The following is a 16,407-nucleotide window of genomic DNA, read 5'->3' on the forward strand; positions in this document are numbered from 1 at the left end:
GGATTGGGTCACACTGTTCGGTGGGGGGCTAATCCACCAACTGCATCTTCATCGGCTCATACCGCTCGGTAACATCCTCGATCCGACCTTGATTGACCTCAAGAATCCGGCTTGCCCGAACGATCGTTTCGAGACGGTGAGCGATGACGATGCGCGTGATGCCAAGCTCGGCGATCGCGGCATTCACTCTTTGCTCACGCCCTGCATCGAGATGTGAAGTGCCCTCGTCGAGGACGAGCATTCTTGGCCGGCGATATATTGCCCGGGCGAGAAGTAGACGCTGTTTTTGCCCTCCGGACAGCGAGGACCCCATGTCCCCGACGAGGGTTTCGAAGCCCATGGGCATAGACATGACGTCATCATGGATCGTCGCCAACTGTGCTGACGCGACGATCCGGTCCATGTTCGGCTCGTCATCGAAGAGCGCGATATTGTCTGCCAACGATCCCGCAAACAGGCTGTCCTCCTGAAGCACCGCCGCTATTTGCGCGCGATAGTTTCTATATCCGAACCTCGACAACGGCTGGCCATCGACCAGCACCTCTCCTGCATCGGGTTCGAGTAGGCTCAGCATCAGCTTGGCGAGGGTCGATTTGCCGCCGCCGGAGGGACCTGTGATGGCGATATATTCTCCCGGCTCGACGGTAAGATTCACGTTATCGAGTACGATCGGATCGGTCGGGCTGTAGCGATAGCTCACGCCGCGGAGTTCCAAGCCGCCTTTGAGCGGCTGCAGTTGCGCGTGCGTCTGCTCGGTAATGCTAGCATCCTGATCGGCCAGCGCGATGTCCGACAGGCGTTCGAGATGCAGGCCCAGCATACGGAATGCGATCGACTGATCGATCAGCGATGCCGCGCGCTGCAGAAATTGAGTCTTGTAGGCCATATAGGCAAACACCATGCCGACGCTGAAACCGCCATCGATGACCTGATTGACAGCGATCCAGACCGAAACGGTCGTCTCCAGACCGAAGATCAGGGTGTTCGCCGTGGATTGCCAGACTCCGACACGCGCTAGCGAGACGCTCGCGTTAAGCGCGTCCGTCAGTCGCGTCTGCCATACTGCGTGCCGCGCGCTCTCGCGATTGAAAAGACGCAGCGTGACGATGCCGCGCAGTGATTCGATCATGGTCGATTGCTCTTTACCGCTCGCGACGATGGTCTGCTCTTGCGCACTGCGCTGCGCGGCGAACGAGGCAGCGCGGACTAAAGCATAGAGCGCGAACGCGGTCAGCGCGATCAGCGTCAGTGTGCTGCTGTAGAAGAACATCAATGCTAGCGTGAATACTGCGAGGCAGCCGTCGATCAGCGCACTCGCGGCGCCTTGAGTCATGAATTGCTGAATCGGAGTGACCGATTGAAACCGGGACAGGACATCGCCGACGTGACGCTTTTCGAACCAGGATACCGGCAGACGAAACAGGCGACGGGCGACATTGCTTGCGACACCAAATCCCAATGCTGTGCCTGCCGAGAGCAGCACAAAAGAGCGCAGCAGCGACGCTCCAGCATTGATGATCGTGAACAGCCCGAAGCCAAGCGCCAGCACGGTCAGGAGATCGTGATCGAGCGCCGGAAGAGCGTCGTCGATCGCAACTTGCATGTAGTAAGGCGACGTGAGGACGAACGCTTCCATCACGATGCTCAGCACGATGGTCTGAAGCACGGCGCGCTTGAGGCCGGTCACTCGTTTCCACAACTGGGAAAGTTTCAACCTGTTGCGTTCATGGGACGGTTCGAAATCGTTGGTCGGCCGAAGCTCGAGCGCAACGCCCGTGAAATGCGGTGAGACATCCGCAAGCGATATCCAGCGCGATGTGCCTTCGGGGTCATGGATGAGCGCCTTTCCGCCGGCCATGCGTTCGAGCACCACGTAGTGGCTCATGTTCCAATGCAGAATTGCTGGCGCATGAAGGTCGGGCAATTTCTCCAGCGGCAATTTCACCGCGCGAGGCGATAGCCCAAGCTGATCGGCCATCGCGATTAGCGACTTCAGCGCCGCGCCGCGCAGCGAAGGCTGGAACCGCCGGCGCAACGTGACGAGGTCGACATCAAGACCATAAAAATTCGCGACCATCGCCAACGACGCGAGGCCGCATTCGGCGACCTCCGATTGCCGGATCAGGCGCACGCGAGATTGCCGCCACATTCCTAAGTCGAGGACGGCGTTCAACGCGAGCGTACCGCGAACAGCGGTTCGAAAAGCCATCCGATCAGGCTGCGCTTCTCCGTGACGATCCGCGCCGAAAGCGTCATGCCGGGAAGCAATGGCTGCCGACGACCGAACGCCTTCACCCATGGCTGGGGTATGGTCGCAGTGACTAGGTAAACCGGAATCGCGCCGCTCTGCGTCTGCCTCGCTATGGTCGAACGGGAAATGGTGAGAATCCTGGCCTGAATCGTTCCGAACGTCTGATAGGGGAACGCATCGACGGACAGACGCACTTCCTGTCCGGACGCAATAAACCCCGCTGCGGTCGTTGGCACGTAAAGTTCCACGCGCGGTTCCGACTTCGCCGGAACCACTGCCATCAATTGCTGTTCCGGCGCGACCGACTGTCCGAGCCGGACCGTCATCGCGGTTACTACTCCGTCGACGGGCGAGGTCAGCGCATAGCCGCGGGCGAGGTCGGTTTGGACTCGTTGCTGCGAGAGCGAGGCACGAGTCGATTGCGCGCTCGCCGCTTGTGCTTGGGCCGAGATTGCCGATTGGGCAAGCGCCCATTGCGCTTCGGCAATTTGCGCGCGCGTGTCGGACAACGATTGCTCCAATTGTGCCAATTGCTGTCGCCGCGTCAGAATGGTGGCTTGACGCTGGTCCATGTCCCGCTTGCTGATATAGCCCCGCGCTGCGACTTCCACCGAATTGTCGAAGTCCGCTTGGGCGGACGCTATCAACCTTTTCTGATCGGCAATTTGTGATTCCAGCGTGGTGATCGCTGCCAGGTTTCCGCTAATCTGAGCTCGCAACCGTTGCTGATCAGCCATGGAGGCGTGCAGCAGCAACGTGCGCTGGTCTGCCAGTTGAGCATCCTGTTTTTCGATCGCGTCCGTGATCCGCTCCGGCCCGGTCGCGCCGCCGATCATTCTTTCCTCCACGCGAACGACCGCAAGCTTCTCGCCGGCCAAAACGGGCTGGCCCTCGGCCACTAGAACGCGCTCAATGACGCCGGCGCGCGTCGGGATGATCGTGGCCACGCCCCGGTCGAGCGCGACGACGCCGGAAACCGTCTCGATACGCGAATATGAAGCTACGCCGAGAAATATCGCTGTCGCGATCAGCGCAATGAATAGGAGGAACCCGACGACCTGCCAGGCCACCGGAGTGGCGATAGTGACGCTTCCGTGGAGCCGTTCCTCGCGGTGACGCAACGCCTCTGGTCTGAACAACGACCGACTATGTGCGTTCATCGACTCCGCTTCCACTCGCGAGTGCCCGCAGGTCACGCCGCCTAGTCATTCAACCCATTGTTCAATAGCTTTCTCTGTAGCGGAGAGCCAAGATAATTGGCACCATTTTGAATTGAAAAGTCGTTGCTGAAGGGAGGGGGGCAACCTAGCGTTTGACGCCCACAAAGATTCCTTGGGCGTTACTTGATGCAGGAGCTTACAATGGCGAACAATTCTTTGGATATTGAAGATCTGACTCTGGATGAGGCGGATGTCGTGTCGGCCGGCGCTCTGGAAAACCCGACACTTATTGAGGCAGCTGGCGTTTTCGGAGTAATCGTCGTTGCCGTTGTTATTTTTCTCTAAATAGCGATCTTAGGAGTACGGGTTCAGCTTCGCTGATCCTGTACTCTTCAGTTCATACCTTTCCACGGAAGAATTGTGACCTTGCGTTTCGCTGGCAGTTCAGAAGTCGCCGGATTGGAAAGCGCCAATCGGTTTTGAGTCGAGCGCTCGCCATCTGTGCAAATGGAGGGTCGGCCGAGGTTAGCGGCGGCCCATGCCGCCGAAGCTTGGGAATATGCTGCATTGGGCGGCCATCCCAGCCTGAACAGGTGCAGGGACAACGACCGCGGTCGGAGAGATGTTTGTGGATAATATTGAGAAAAAGTCAAAATATATTCCCTCCAAGCCCGACTTCGATCCGAAGGCTTGTCCGAATTTCCATCGTGTCGCCGAAATATTGGAAAAAGCCGATGGGGGAATTTCGTCAGTCCCGGAAATTCAATCAGCGCTGGACGCTTTTGCCGGTAGTCGGGAACTCACTGTTTTGGTTAGGAACGAAGTCCGGCGCCTCGCGGACGGCGGCGGCGGTCATCAACCGACGAACTGGAGCCATCTCACTCTCTATCAGGATGAGAAATTTGAACTGATCGTCGAGAGTCTGCAGCCGTTTTCGCCGGCCGGCTTTCTTGTGACGGCCGCAACCAGCAAGGAAATGAGGGTCGTCGGAAAGGGCGTGATCGAGTTTACGGTCTACCGAATTCCGGCGGCGACGGACATGGCTACGCTCGACAAGACGCTCCGGCCGGAATTCATCGAAAAGAAGCTGCTCACGCCCGACGCGCCAGGCGCGTCCGTACATCTCCTGGATATCGTCGACATCGGCGTGCTCTCACCCTCGATTACCATCGTTCTCTCGGAGCGTTCCCGCGCGCCGTTCACCTGGTCATTCGATCGCGAAAGCCTGGAACCGCTGATGGTATCGGCCTCGCAGACATCGCTCACGCGTTTTAGGACGCTCGTCGATTTGGTCGCGGCGTTTCAGGGAACCGAATTTCAATCGCCAGCAGCAGAGGAATTCCTCCTGCAACTCGGCAACCATGAACTGCATTTCTTGCGGTGGAGAGCATGCCAGGCGCTAGCCAAGATAAATCTTTCCAGAGCGCATCCGTTACTCACGCGCCTCGCGGATGATGCCCATCCGCAGATCAGGCGATTGGCGGCGGTAGCGTTGCAAAGAATCAATGAAACAACTTTGGCCGGGTAGGATTGACCTATGGCGTTCTCTTATACCTTCGAAGAAAACAAGCAGCTAACGCTGGAAGAATACATTCATTTCATCGAAGACAACATCGACGTACAAGATGAAGATTCTTTAAAAGAATCAGCGCGGGCGCTGAACGGATTGTCGATGAACAAATCTATATTCGACAAAATGATAGAAGATTCCGTAAAGAGAAGCGCTTCTTCGGGCGGGCTGCAGGATTTGAACACCTACACGGACGCCACGTTCATTATTGGAGACAGCCCAACAAAAACCTTCTTTGTAAGGGCCAATATATGGAAGCAGCCAAAAGAACTCATGGGGGCGATCGATTACGAGAATCGGTTATATTCCTATCATGAACCTCATGATCACAATTTCGATTTTGTGACGGTTGGATATTTTGGTCCGGGCTACACTACCCGGATATATGAATATGAGCATTCGCGCGTAGTACCCCGACTCGATGAGCCCGTCGATCTGCGGTTTCTCGAGGAAACCGGGCTCCCGGTCGGCAAGGTCATGATGTATCGGAAGTCGGTCGACATCCATACGCAGATGCCCCCGCCTTCGACCTCGATCTCCCTCAACCTGATGGTGCCTCAATTGCCGGGATGGCATGCTGAGCAATATTATTTCGACCTCGAAGCCAGCACGCTCAAGGGGTTTGTACGTGGTCGATCGGCCTATCAGGTGTCGATCCTGTCGCTGGCGGGGGATATTGGAGGCGAGGACGTTCTGGACCCCCTGATCTCGATTGCCCAAGGAAGCCCCTGTGAGCGTACGCGCGCCGCCGCTGTGGACAGCGTGCTTCGGATATCGCCATCGGCTGCGAGCTTGATGCTGTCTCGTTGTGGTGCCGACCCCAGTCCGTTGGTCGCGGATGCGCTCAGCGGGGCGCTTCAATCTGCGAAGTGAGCGATATGGCCGCGTGCCGGAGGGAGTGATGCAGGATGAACGCTGGTTCCATGATGGTAGAACACCTCGCTCCGTCCGGCGTGCTGGTCTGGATAACAGCAGCGTTATTGGGGATAAAACTTCTCTCGACCGTCGTCCTTCTGGCTCTACCGCGCGATAGCTGGTTCGATTCGCGGTGGACCGCCGGCCTCTGGTGGGCATCCAAGATCACGCCATTACTTGCTGTCCCCTGTATGATCGTCCTGGCACTCAAGGCGCAGCAATATGGCTGGGCGAGGGTGTTTGCGTGCCTGATGCTGTTCGTCGTCGTTGCGGTCCCGGTGAAGATCTGGCGGCGGTCCTACCGCGGCAGCGGAACGGGCAATCGCGCGGCGGGTTGAGGGTTGCTCCGTTGTCAGAAGTGCGCGATGATCCGCAGTGTGCCCAACCTATTCGGCGGCCAATTGGTCGGTCGGTGTCGGCCGGTCCGCGACCGCATCGGCGATCGCGCGTTCCAGCCCGGCGATCGTGAACGGTTTGCGCAAAACCGGTCGCCCGCCGAAATCGGCCGCCGACCCTTCGCCGGCATAACCGGTGACGAACAGCACCGACAGATCGGGCCGGCGTCCCAACAACCCGGCGATCATCTCGGGCCCGGTCTGGCCGGGCATCAGCACGTCGGTGATGACGAGATCGAAGGGCCCGAGATCGTCGAGGATGCGCGGCGCGTCCAACGGGTCGGGGCAGGGTACGGCTCGGTGCTTCAATTCCTCGAGCGCGCCGATCGTGGCGTTGAGTACGCGCGGATCGTCCTCGACCACCAGCACGCCGAGGCCGCGAATGGACGGCGGCGCGGACGGCGTCGCAATGTCCGCTTTTGCCACCACGTCTCCGGCGCCCACATGACGGGGGAGGTACAGCGTCACCGTGGTCCCTTCGCCCTCGACTGAGGTGATCGCGATCTCACCACCCGATTGACGGACAAAGGCGAAGATCTGGCTGAGCCCGAGGCCGGTGCCCTTGCCGACCGGCTTGGTCGTGAAGAACGGTTCGAACACCCGCTCCAGAACCTCGGGCGCCATGCCGCAGCCAGTGTCGCTGACCGCGATCGCGACATGGTCGCCCGCCAGGCAATGGCCGATCTCATTGGCCGCGAGCGTTCTGGCGCTGGCCCGAATCGTCAGCCGCCCGCGGCCATCCATCGCGTCGCGCGCGTTGACCGCAAGGTTGAGGATGGTGTTTTCGAGTTCGTGGCGGTCGGCCCAGACATGCCAAGACGATCCGTCGTCGCTCGTTTCCACCGTGATCGCGTCCCCCAACGTGCGGTCGAGCAGGTCGGACATGCCCTCGATCGTGGCGATCGGCGCGAGCGGCTCGGGGTTGAGCGCCTCCTCGCGCGAAAAAGCGAGCAGGCGCCGGGTCAGCGCGGCGGCGCGATTAGCGCCCTCGGTGGCATTGTCGAGATGACGACCGACGCCTGCCGGATCGCTCTTCAAGGTGCGTCGGGCGAGTTCGAGACCGCCCAAGACAACGGCGAGCATATTGTTGAAATCGTGGGCGATGCCGCCAGTCAACTGACCGACCGCTTCCATCTTCTGTACCTGGCGCAGCTTGGCCTCCTGCGCGCGCAAGGCCTGGGTGGCTTCGTTCACCGCATCCTCGAGCGCCGCCGACCGTTCGCGTTCGATGTCGGCGTCGGCTCGCGCGACGGCGCGCTCGCGCATCACACCGATCGTCAACCAGCCGAGTACGACCGCCGCTATCAGGATCAGCATGCCGAACACGGCCAGGATCATCGCTACGGTGTTGGACCGCTGGATCGACGCCGCGGCGGCTGCGACGCGTTGGTCGAGCAGGCCGTGTTCGGAATCGATGATTGCGTCGAGCTGGCGGTCGATATCGCGCAATGTCGCCGATTTGCCGGCGGCGTAGAAGCGTGAATAGGCTTGGCTGTCCTTCTTGTACGACGTGCTGAGCGCGGTGATCGCCAATTCCTTGCCGCGTTCCTCATAGGTCGCGCGCAACTGGTCGATCAGATGCTGCTGCATGGGATTGTCGCTGGTCAGCGCATCCAGCCGGTCGATCTGATTCCGCGCTGAACTCCATTCGTCGTAATATTCGCGGCCGACCAATTGGTCGCGGCTCATCACATACCGCCCCAGCGCCGCTTCGGCATGCGCGATCGTGCCCGACAGCGTGCGCGCCAGGATCATGACGTCATAGCTATGGCTCTGCGCCTTGAGCGCGCGATCGCGCTGCGCGGTCGTATCCGACAGGATGACGATCAGCGCGACGACGATGCCGGTGCCGAGTAACGCCATGACCGCCAGGGCTATGCCCCGCCAGACCGCGCGTGCCTGATCGACGAGCCTCGGCTCGGCGTCGTTCCCGCTCATGGCCGCCTTGTACCGAATCGCTCGAATCGATGAAACCCCGCAGGTTCCTTCAACTTAGCGCGTGCGCTGCCCGCCCTGCCGCTTCGAACCGCTCCAGCACAGTCGCAATCTGATCGGCTGTGTGTTCCGCGCACAGCGAGCACCGCAGCAGATAGGTGCCCGCAGGCGTTGCCGGCGGGCGTGCCATGTTCACATAGACCCCGCTGTCGAGCAGTGCCTGCCACATCATCACCGCTTGCGTCTGGTCGTCCAGGATCACCGCGACGATCGCGCTATCGGGATGTCCGGTGCCCAGCTTGAAGCCGAGCCGGGTAAGCCCGCCATGCAATTGCCGCGCGTTTTCCCACAGATGTGCGCGCTTGTTATGCGCGTGCTGCAGCTTGCGGATCGACATCGCGGCGGTGGCGACGACCGACGGCGGCAGGCTGGCAGTGAAGATATAGGGCCGGCAGGCGAGGCGGATCGCCTCGAACTTCGGATGGTTGGACACGCAGAAGCCGCCGACCGTGCCAACCGACTTGGAGAAGGTGCCGACGATGAAGTCGACATCGCCTTCGCAGCCCTGCGCCTCGTACACGCCGCGGCCATTGGGACCGTAAAAGCCCATCGAGTGCGCTTCGTCCGACAACACCATCGCATTGTGCTTCTTGGCGACCGCGACCATCTCCTTGAGCGGGGCGACGTCGCCGAGCATCGAATAGACGCCCTCGAGCACGACCAACTTGCCCGGCTCCTTGGGCAGGCGGCCAAGCCTTTTGTCGAGATCCTCGATATCGTTGTGCCGGAACCGCACAATCTCGGCATAGCCTTGTTTGCAGCCGTCATAGATCGAGGCGTGGCTGTCGGCGTCGAGGACGACGTATTCGCCCTTGCCGGCGAGCGTCGAGATCATGCCGAGATTGGCCATATAGCCGGTCGAGAAGACGATCGCGCCCGTCGTGCCATAGAAATCGCGCAGCGCTTGCTCGACTTCCATATGGTCGCGGAAGGTGCCGTTGAGCATGCGGCTGCCGTTGGTGCCCGACCCGAACTGGTCGAGCGCGTCCTTGCCGGCCTGGATGACGTCGGGATCGAACGTCATGCCCATATAATTGTAAGTTCCGAGCAGGATCGTGTCCCTGCCCTTGATCACCGCCTCGGTCGGCGACTTGACCTGCTCCATCACGATCGCGAAGGGATCGGTCACGCCGCTGTCGAGCAATGCCTGGCGCTCGGCGATCAACCCGTCGAATTTCGACATCAGGTCGGTTTCCGGCGCGATCGGCACTGGGTTCTCGGGCAGGGCCTCGGCGGTATCGATGGCGTCGGTCATAGTATCTTCCTCATCCACCGAGTTCAGGCGGCCTTGAGCTTCTGGACGGCGTCGACGAGCTGGCCGACCGTCTCGATCTCGGCCTGCATGTTCATGGTGATGATGATGTCGAACTCGTCCTCGATCGCCGCCACGAAATCCATCACGGTCAGCGAGTCCCATTCCAGATCGTGCTGGAACGTGGTCGCGTCGGACAGTGAGACGCCCTTCTTGTTGAACGGCTGGATCAGGCCGGTGACGGTCTCGAAAATTGCTGCGCGGTCGCTCATGGTTGTTCCCTTGTTCTCGCGAAGGCGTTGCCCGCCAAATGCGGCGGGAATTGGCCGGCGTTATAGCAACCCTTGGGCGCGATACCATTGCGCCGTCGCTGCCAGCGCCGATAGGGTGTCCTGCCGGGGTGCCCAGACGTCCTCCGGCGGCGTCTTATGGCTGACCCAATCGGGGTGGCAGAAATAGGCGACGCGGTCGGGAGTCAGCTTGGCGTTCTTGCCGCGCAACAGGCCGTCGAGTGCGGCGATGGCGTTCAGTACCGGGCGGGGTAGGGGAAGAGGCAGGATTTTGCTGCCCATCGCCGTGCCGATCGCCCGGGCGAAGTCGCGATGGTCCCAGCCGTTGGGCGCGCCGTCATCGGGCTCTATAATCTCGCGGATCAAGGCGTTGCTGGCCGGAAGCGCCAGCAACAGGCGGACGAGTTCGCCGACCGCGATCGCCGACATCCGCCCGCCGGCCGGCGGCAGCGGCACGATGTGGCGCTTCGCCAGCTTGAACAGTTCGAGCATTTCCTGGTCGCGCGGGCCGAAGATCGCGGGCGGGCGCACGATCGTCCAGTCGAGCTTGCTCGCCATCAGCAACCGGTCCGCCTCGGCCTTCGACCAGCCGTAGAGCGACAGATCTGGTTCGCGCGCGGTCAACGACGAAACCTGGACGAAACGGCGGATCCCGGCGGCTTCGGCCGCGGCGATCAGGACGCGCGTGCCTTCGATATTGCCTGCCGCGAATCCCGCGCGATCGGGCGCGTTGATCACACCGGCAATGTGCAGGACGGCGTCCGCGCCCCGGACCAGGGCCGCCATGCTGTCGGCATTGCCGAGCGCACCTTCGACCCAGGTCACGCCGGCGCGGTCGGGCTGCGGCCGGCGCGTCAGTGCCCGCAATTGATAGCCTTCGGCAAGCGCGTGCTCGATCAGGTGACTGCCGACGAACCCTGTGCCGCCGGTGACTGCTATGAGCGTCACGCCAGCACCATATGGTTGCGATGGACCAGGGCAGCGCGCGGTGCATAGCCCAGGATTGCCGCCGCCTCGTCGCTGCGCTTGCCGGCGATCCGCGTCGCCTCGGCGGCGTCATATTCGGCGAGTCCGCTGGCGACGAGGCCGCCGGGACCGGCGATCGCGACCAGGTCGCCGCGGACGAATGCGCCTTCGATCCGCGTCGCGCCGGCGGGGAGCAAGCTTTTGCCTTCGTTGAGCGCGGTCACCGCGCCGGCGTCGATATGGATTGTCCCGCGCACCGTCAGCCGCCCGCCGAGCCACGCCTTGCGTGCCGGCGCGCTGCGCTGCGCGGGGAACAGTGTGCCGTGCCCGGTCTCGACATAGCGCGCGAAAGGATGGTCGACCCGTCCCGAAGCGATCGCCAGCGCGATGCCCGCGCGCGTGGCGATCTTCGCCGCCTGAATCTTGGAGATCATGCCGCCCGAGCCCATGCCGGACAATGACCCGCCGGCCATCGCCTCGATCGCACCATCGATCCGCGTCACGCGCTCGATCAGGGTCGCGCCGGGCCGAGAAGGATCGCGGTCGTAAAGGCCGTCGATATCGGACAGCAGCAGCACGCCCTGGGCGCCCGCCGCCTGCGCGACCCGCGCCGCCAGCCGGTCATTGTCGCCGAAGCGGATTTCCTCGGTCGCGACGGAATCATTCTCGTTGATCACCGGCACCACGCCGAGCCCGAGCAGCCGGCCCAGGGTTGCCGCGGCATTGAGATAGCGGCGACGATCCTCGAGATCGTCGAGCGTCACCAGCATCTGGGCCGCGGTCAGCCCTTCGGCGCCCAGACATTCGGCCCAGACCTGGCTCAGTGCGATCTGGCCGGTCGCCGCCGCCGCTTGCGCATCTTCGAGGCTCGCGCGTCCGCCCTTGGCGAGCTTGAGCCGCCGTGCGCCGAGCGCGATCGCACCCGACGAGACGATCGCGACCTGCTGTCCGTCTCGCGCTGCCGCGGCGATGTCGGCGGCGAGCCCCGCTAGCCAATCGCGTCGTACCTCGCCTTCCGGTGTCACGAGCAGCGACGACCCGACCTTGACGATCAGGCGCGGGCAGCGCGCGGCGGCAAAAGGCGAAGTCTCCTGCATCGCGCTTGCGCTTAGCGAGCGCCGCGCCGGCCCGCTACCGGCGAAACGATCAGAGCGGCGACCATTGCACTTCATCCTCGGCACCGTCGTCGTCGACCGGCGACTCGTTGTTCGGGATCGCTTCGAGCAATTTGTCGAGCACCCAATCCACCCCGACGCCACTCGCGCCGGAGATTGGGATCACCTGGGCGCCGCTCGCTTCTTCCAGTTCGGCGGACAACGCCTTAATCAACTCGTCGTCGAGCGTGTCGATCTTGTTGAGCGCGACCACCACCGGTTTGTCGATGAGCCCGCCGCCATAGGCTTCGAGCTCGTCGCGCACGACGCGATAGCTTTCGGCCACGTCGGGATCGTTGGCGTCGACCAGATGGAGCAACACGCGGCAGCGCTCGATATGCCCCAGGAAACGGTCGCCGATCCCGGCACCCTCGGCCGCGCCTTCGATCAGCCCGGGAATGTCGGCAATGACGAACTCGCGTCCCTTGTGCCGCACCACGCCCAATTGAGGCCGCGTGGTGGTAAAGGCATATTCGCCGACCTTGGCCTGGGCGTTGGTCACCTGGTTGATGAAGGTCGACTTGCCGGCGTTGGGCAATCCGACCAGCCCGGCATCGGCGAGCAGCTTCAGCCGCAACCACACCCATGCCTCTTCGGACGGCCAGCCGGTGCCGTGCTGGCGCGGCGCGCGATTGGTCGATGTCTTGTAGCTGGCGTTGCCGCGGCCGCCGTCCCCGCCGCGCAGGAACACGATGCGCTGTCCTACGCGCGTGAGGTCAGCGAGCAGTGAACGTTCCTCGTCATCGGCGAGGATCTGGGTGCCGACCGGCACCTTGATGACGAGATCGTCGCCGCCGGCGCCGGTGCGGTTCGACCCGGCGCCGCCGGTCCCGCGCGGGGCGCGAAAATGCTGGGTGTAACGGAAGTCGATCAGCGTATTGAGCCCGGCGACCGCTTCGAACACGATGTCGCCGCCCTTGCCGCCGTCGCCGCCATCCGGGCCGCCATATTCGATAAACTTCTCCCGCCGGAAGCTGACCGCGCCGGGGCCGCCGGCGCCCGAACGGACGAAGATCTTGGCCTGATCGAGAAAATGCATGGCCCGCTGTAGCGAGGGAAGGGCGTGCTGCTAACCCCCAACCGCCAATCCCGAAGTTGGACCGGATGGGCAATGCGATATTTACCTAATTTGTTGCGGCGCACATAAGAGAATCGGCGAGGGGGCGCGTCGTAGTGAATTGTATCCAATATCCAATCGGAACGGCGATCTTCACCGGGCGCTTTTCCACGGCCGACCTTCCGGAAAAGGATCGCCACGACGCGTGGCGCAGCCGGTCGCCTTCGACCGCCGGCCGTCTCTACGAAACGCGCCCTTACGAGCCGTTCGACATGACCACCGATCTGGTCACACTGGGACCGCTCAAGATCCATTTCTCGACGATCACCGGCCAGCATTTCGAGCGTACGCGAGCCATGGCGGCGGCCGATGGGGTCGACGACCTGGTGGTCAACGTCCGGTTCCGCGGCGGCGCGCTGGGCGATATGAACGGTACGGCGCTCGACGCGCCGGATGGATCGATCGTTCTCACCGACATGGCGCAGCCGCAAGGACATTTGTCGGACGCAAGTTCCACTGCCTATTTCCACGTGCCGCGGTCGCTCGCCGAGCAATTCCTGCCCAGCGTTCGCTCGCTGCACGGGCTGATGATCGCACCCGATACCGCGACGTTGCTGCGTGAGCATTTGCTGCAGGTCTGGCGCGGCGCGGATCGCCTGCCGGTCGAGCAAGGAGATCGTCTGGCGGGAACGGTGCTCGATCTGCTCGCGGTTGCCATCGCGCAGGATAACGGCGGGCAGGCGGCGTCCGATGCCGTTGCCGGGGCGGCGCTGATGCGGGCGCGCGCGGAAATCGAGGCGCGGCTTGGTTCGGCGACGCTTTCCGTCGCCAATCTATGCCGCACGCTGGGCATGTCGCGATCGGCGCTTTATCGCTTGTTCGCCGCGGAGGGCGGCGTCCACGCCTATATCATGCGGCGACGGCTCGAACGCGTGGCCGCAACGCTAGGCGATCCGTCCGCTCACGATCGGATTGCCGATATCGCCGAGCGCTGGGGTTTCTGCGACGCGGCCTATCTGGGGCGGTTGTTCCGCGAACGCTTCGGCATGACCCCGTCGGATTATCGCGCGTTCAGTCGCGGGCGTCCCCAGACGTCCGCCAGCCTGGCGCGCCACGTGGCCTGAACAGGTCGGTGCCGCAGCGTTTGCACTGGGCGCGATAACCGTCGCCCTCGTGCCAGACGCGCTGCGAGCGGCGATGGCCGAAGATCCGGCATATCAAACGATCAGTTTCGGGTACGAAAGGCATAGCCGTGATCTAGGATGCCTGACCCCTGCAGGAAGGCGGTCAGCGTCCCACCAGCTATTGACCGTGTTCCAATCGCGCCGGGACGTCAGCCTCTGATCGAATTTCCGGCGGCCAATGCCTCGAAGGCGAGCTGGCGCGCGCGGTCGCGCGGCAGGCCGAGGGCACGGGCGAGGGGCGCGCCGAACAAGGCGTCGCCCAGCGCCATGATGACGAGCTGCAATGTCTCGTCCTCGATCGGGCGATCCTGTTTCGAATGGCCTTCGGTCAGTTCGTCGACCAGATCGTGAATGGCTTTCAGGATCGGGTCGAGCGCATCCTCATTGCCCGACAGGATCATCCAACTGGCGAGCGCTCCCGCGCCTCCGGTGTCGAATGCGTCGAACGCCAAGTCGACGACTTCGCGCGGATTCTGATCGCCGGCGCGCTGGCGAATCACGGTTTCGCGGATGGTGGTCGAGATGAACTCCGCCATCCGCTCGATCAGCGCTTTCTGCAGGCCAGCCGCGGAACCGAAATGATGGAGCAGATTGGCATGCGTCCGGCCGATGCGCGCGGCTACCGCCTTCAGCGTCACCGCCTGCGGGCCAAGTTCGACCAACAGGTTGCGGGCTGCCTCCAGCGCGGCCTCGCGCGATTCCTCGGGGCTCAGGCGGCGGCGGATCGGAAGCGGGGTTACGGACATGGATGACCTCTCGGCGCTTCCGGGCGCGAAATCAATCCGCCGCCCGGCGCGGATCCGGGCGGCGGACCGAGACTCAGGCCGCGATCGGCATTCGGCAAAGCGGCGCATCCGCGTCGAGATCGAGCGCCAGCGTGACACTCTCGACCTCGCGGCCGCGCGCGAGGCTGTAGGTGTTCATCCGTCCGGTCGGCTTGAAGCCGAGCTTCCTCAACACGTTGCCCGAAGCTGGATTGTCCACGTAATAGCGCGAACGCAGAACCTTCAAGCCCATCGCATAGCGCGCGATGCCTAAGACGGCGCGGCCTGCCTCGGTCGCATAGCCACGGCCCCAGGCGTCCGGGGTCAGCCAATAGCCGAGCTCGTGGCCGTCCATATCCTCGGCAGGGTGGATGCCGATCCCGCCGACCAGCCGCGGCGTCGCTTCCTCGTGCGCGAGGATCGATAGCGACACATTGTCCTTGGCCCGCGGCGTCGCCAACCATTCGGCGGCATGCGCCTCGGTATAAGGCCAGGGCACCCGCGACAGCTTGGTCACGACTTGCTCATGCCCGATCGCCCGGGCGATCGCGGCGGCGTCCTCGGGCCAGTCGGGGCGTAATGTCAGTCTCTTGGTCCGCGCGAACATCTCACTCTCCGTGTCGTGCCGGGCCGCTCGCACGTCGATATGACGTTTCCGCGACCCGGAAGTGGAGGGAGCATGAAAAAAGGGAGCCGGGGCGACCCGTCTCCCTTGTTCGGTCTCTGGTTAGCCCGAGACCCGGGTCGCCCTGGTGGGCAACCCGTGCGGTTGCCCGTTATTCTGCGGCTTGCGCCATAATGTCTACCGAGCAGAACTTTCGGCCGAGCTTGCCCTCGTGGAAGGTCACGCGACCGTCGGTAAGCGCAAAAAGGGTATGATCCTTGCCCATGCCGACGTTGCGGCCGGCATAGAATTTGGTCCCGCGCTGACGCACGATGATGTTGCCGGCGACGACTTCCTGTCCGCCGAACTTCTTCACACCGAGGCGACGGCCAGCCGAATCGCGACCGTTGCGCGACGAACCGCCTGCTTTCTTATGTGCCATCTCTACTCTTCCTCGAACTTAAGCTTCGGCAGCCGGGGCTTCAGCGCCGGCCTCGTCGGTCTTCTTGGCGGCGGCCTTCTTGGGCGCCTTCTTCTCGGCGGCGCCGATCGACACGATCTTCAGGATCGTGTGGTTCTGGCGGTGGCCGTTGCGGCGACGATAATTGTGACGACGGCGCTTCTTGAAGACGATAACCTTCTCGCCCTTCGCCTGCGCGACGATCTCGGCGGCGACGGTCAGGCCGTCGGTCGACTGCAGGTCCGAGCCCTCGCCGGCGAGCAGGACGTCGCCCAGCGTCACCGAGCTACCGGCTTCTCCGTCGATCTTCTCGACGACGATCTTGTCTCCGGCGGCGACGCGATACTGCTTGCCGCCCGTGCGCACGACTGCGAACATGGCCCTATTTCT

The 16,407-nt window shown here is 62.8% G+C and carries 17 protein-coding genes; 5 read left to right on the plus strand and 12 right to left on the minus strand.

The genetic code is table 11. From position 1 onward, the window contains the following. Window positions 1–28 precede the first annotated feature (28 nt). The gene (locus Q0L25_RS17380; RefSeq protein WP_296616457.1) at window positions 29–2,173 is read right to left on the minus strand and encodes a peptidase domain-containing ABC transporter; all 2,145 of its coding nucleotides are present in this window, start codon (window positions 2,171–2,173) and stop codon (window positions 29–31) included. Then, window positions 2,170–3,321 (minus strand): HlyD family efflux transporter periplasmic adaptor subunit, encoded by a 1,152-nt coding sequence (locus tag Q0L25_RS17385; RefSeq protein ID WP_296616459.1) that lies wholly within the window; start codon window positions 3,319–3,321, stop codon window positions 2,170–2,172. Before Q0L25_RS17385 ends, Q0L25_RS17380 begins: the two co-directional genes overlap by 4 nt. Before the next feature lie 291 nt (window positions 3,322–3,612). On the opposite strand from Q0L25_RS17385, the gene Q0L25_RS17390 reads away from it, so the two are divergent. The 4 genes from Q0L25_RS17390 (at window position 3,613) to Q0L25_RS17405 (ending at window position 6,234) form a co-directional block, all read left to right on the plus strand. Continuing rightward, the gene (locus tag Q0L25_RS17390; RefSeq protein ID WP_296616460.1) at window positions 3,613–3,756 is read left to right on the plus strand and encodes a hypothetical protein; all 144 of its coding nucleotides are present in this window, start codon (window positions 3,613–3,615) and stop codon (window positions 3,754–3,756) included. Window positions 3,757–4,039: 283 nt separating this feature from the next. Beyond that, window positions 4,040–4,939 (plus strand): HEAT repeat domain-containing protein, encoded by a 900-nt coding sequence (locus Q0L25_RS17395; RefSeq protein WP_296616462.1) that lies wholly within the window; start codon window positions 4,040–4,042, stop codon window positions 4,937–4,939. Window positions 4,940–4,948: 9 nt separating this feature from the next. After that, window positions 4,949–5,854, plus strand: coding sequence for a hypothetical protein (locus Q0L25_RS17400; RefSeq protein ID WP_296616465.1), 906 nt, complete (start codon window positions 4,949–4,951; stop codon window positions 5,852–5,854). Window positions 5,855–5,889: 35 nt separating this feature from the next. Further along, window positions 5,890–6,234 (plus strand): hypothetical protein, encoded by a 345-nt coding sequence (locus tag Q0L25_RS17405; protein WP_296616466.1) that lies wholly within the window; start codon window positions 5,890–5,892, stop codon window positions 6,232–6,234. A gap of 48 nt (window positions 6,235–6,282) precedes the next feature. On the opposite strand, the gene Q0L25_RS17410 is transcribed toward Q0L25_RS17405, so the two are convergent. The 6 genes from Q0L25_RS17410 to obgE are packed head-to-tail and all read right to left on the minus strand — an operon-like array spanning window position 6,283 to window position 12,987. After that, the gene (locus Q0L25_RS17410; RefSeq protein WP_296616468.1) at window positions 6,283–8,229 is read right to left on the minus strand and encodes an ATP-binding protein; all 1,947 of its coding nucleotides are present in this window, start codon (window positions 8,227–8,229) and stop codon (window positions 6,283–6,285) included. Between the two features lie 49 nt (window positions 8,230–8,278). After that, the gene (locus tag Q0L25_RS17415; protein WP_296616470.1) at window positions 8,279–9,541 is read right to left on the minus strand and encodes an aminotransferase class I/II-fold pyridoxal phosphate-dependent enzyme; all 1,263 of its coding nucleotides are present in this window, start codon (window positions 9,539–9,541) and stop codon (window positions 8,279–8,281) included. A gap of 23 nt (window positions 9,542–9,564) precedes the next feature. Then, window positions 9,565–9,810, minus strand: coding sequence for an acyl carrier protein (locus Q0L25_RS17420; protein ID WP_296616472.1), 246 nt, complete (start codon window positions 9,808–9,810; stop codon window positions 9,565–9,567). Window positions 9,811–9,870: 60 nt separating this feature from the next. Beyond that, window positions 9,871–10,776, minus strand: coding sequence for an NAD(P)-dependent oxidoreductase (locus Q0L25_RS17425; protein WP_296616475.1), 906 nt, complete (start codon window positions 10,774–10,776; stop codon window positions 9,871–9,873). Then, window positions 10,773–11,891: a glutamate 5-kinase gene (gene proB, locus Q0L25_RS17430; RefSeq protein WP_296616477.1), complete on the minus strand. Its 1,119-nt coding sequence runs from the start codon at window positions 11,889–11,891 to the stop codon at window positions 10,773–10,775. The genes Q0L25_RS17425 and proB overlap by 4 nt, the downstream gene beginning before the upstream one ends. A gap of 49 nt (window positions 11,892–11,940) precedes the next feature. After that, window positions 11,941–12,987 carry a GTPase ObgE gene (gene obgE / locus Q0L25_RS17435; protein ID WP_296616480.1) on the minus strand — a complete coding sequence of 349 codons (1,047 nt, stop codon included), beginning with the start codon at window positions 12,985–12,987 and terminating at the stop codon, window positions 11,941–11,943. 134 nt (window positions 12,988–13,121) lie between these two features. Here obgE and Q0L25_RS17440 point away from each other — a divergent pair, with 134 nt between their 5' ends. Continuing rightward, window positions 13,122–14,129 (plus strand): helix-turn-helix domain-containing protein, encoded by a 1,008-nt coding sequence (locus Q0L25_RS17440; RefSeq protein WP_296616481.1) that lies wholly within the window; start codon window positions 13,122–13,124, stop codon window positions 14,127–14,129. 209 nt (window positions 14,130–14,338) lie between these two features. Here Q0L25_RS17440 and Q0L25_RS17445 read toward each other — a convergent pair whose 3' ends face one another. The 4 genes from Q0L25_RS17445 to rplU all read right to left on the minus strand — a co-directional run bounded on the left by Q0L25_RS17445 (window position 14,339) and on the right by rplU (window position 16,395). After that, window positions 14,339–14,935 carry a helix-turn-helix domain-containing protein gene (locus Q0L25_RS17445; protein WP_296616483.1) on the minus strand — a complete coding sequence of 199 codons (597 nt, stop codon included), beginning with the start codon at window positions 14,933–14,935 and terminating at the stop codon, window positions 14,339–14,341. A 73-nt stretch (window positions 14,936–15,008) separates the two neighbouring features. Continuing rightward, complete coding sequence (locus Q0L25_RS17450) at window positions 15,009–15,560, minus strand: GNAT family N-acetyltransferase (RefSeq protein ID WP_296616485.1); 552 nt, start codon at window positions 15,558–15,560, stop codon at window positions 15,009–15,011. Window positions 15,561–15,729: 169 nt separating this feature from the next. Then, complete coding sequence (gene rpmA / locus Q0L25_RS17455; protein WP_066585833.1) at window positions 15,730–15,999, minus strand: 50S ribosomal protein L27; 270 nt, start codon at window positions 15,997–15,999, stop codon at window positions 15,730–15,732. A gap of 18 nt (window positions 16,000–16,017) precedes the next feature. After that, a complete protein-coding gene (rplU, locus tag Q0L25_RS17460; RefSeq protein ID WP_296616487.1) occupies window positions 16,018–16,395 on the minus strand; it encodes a 50S ribosomal protein L21 in 378 nt (125 codons plus the stop codon). Window positions 16,396–16,407: the final 12 nt, after the last annotated feature.

The organism is Sphingomonas sp. (assembly GCF_024508665.1).
Taxonomy (GTDB): Bacteria; Pseudomonadota; Alphaproteobacteria; order Sphingomonadales; family Sphingomonadaceae; genus Sphingomonas.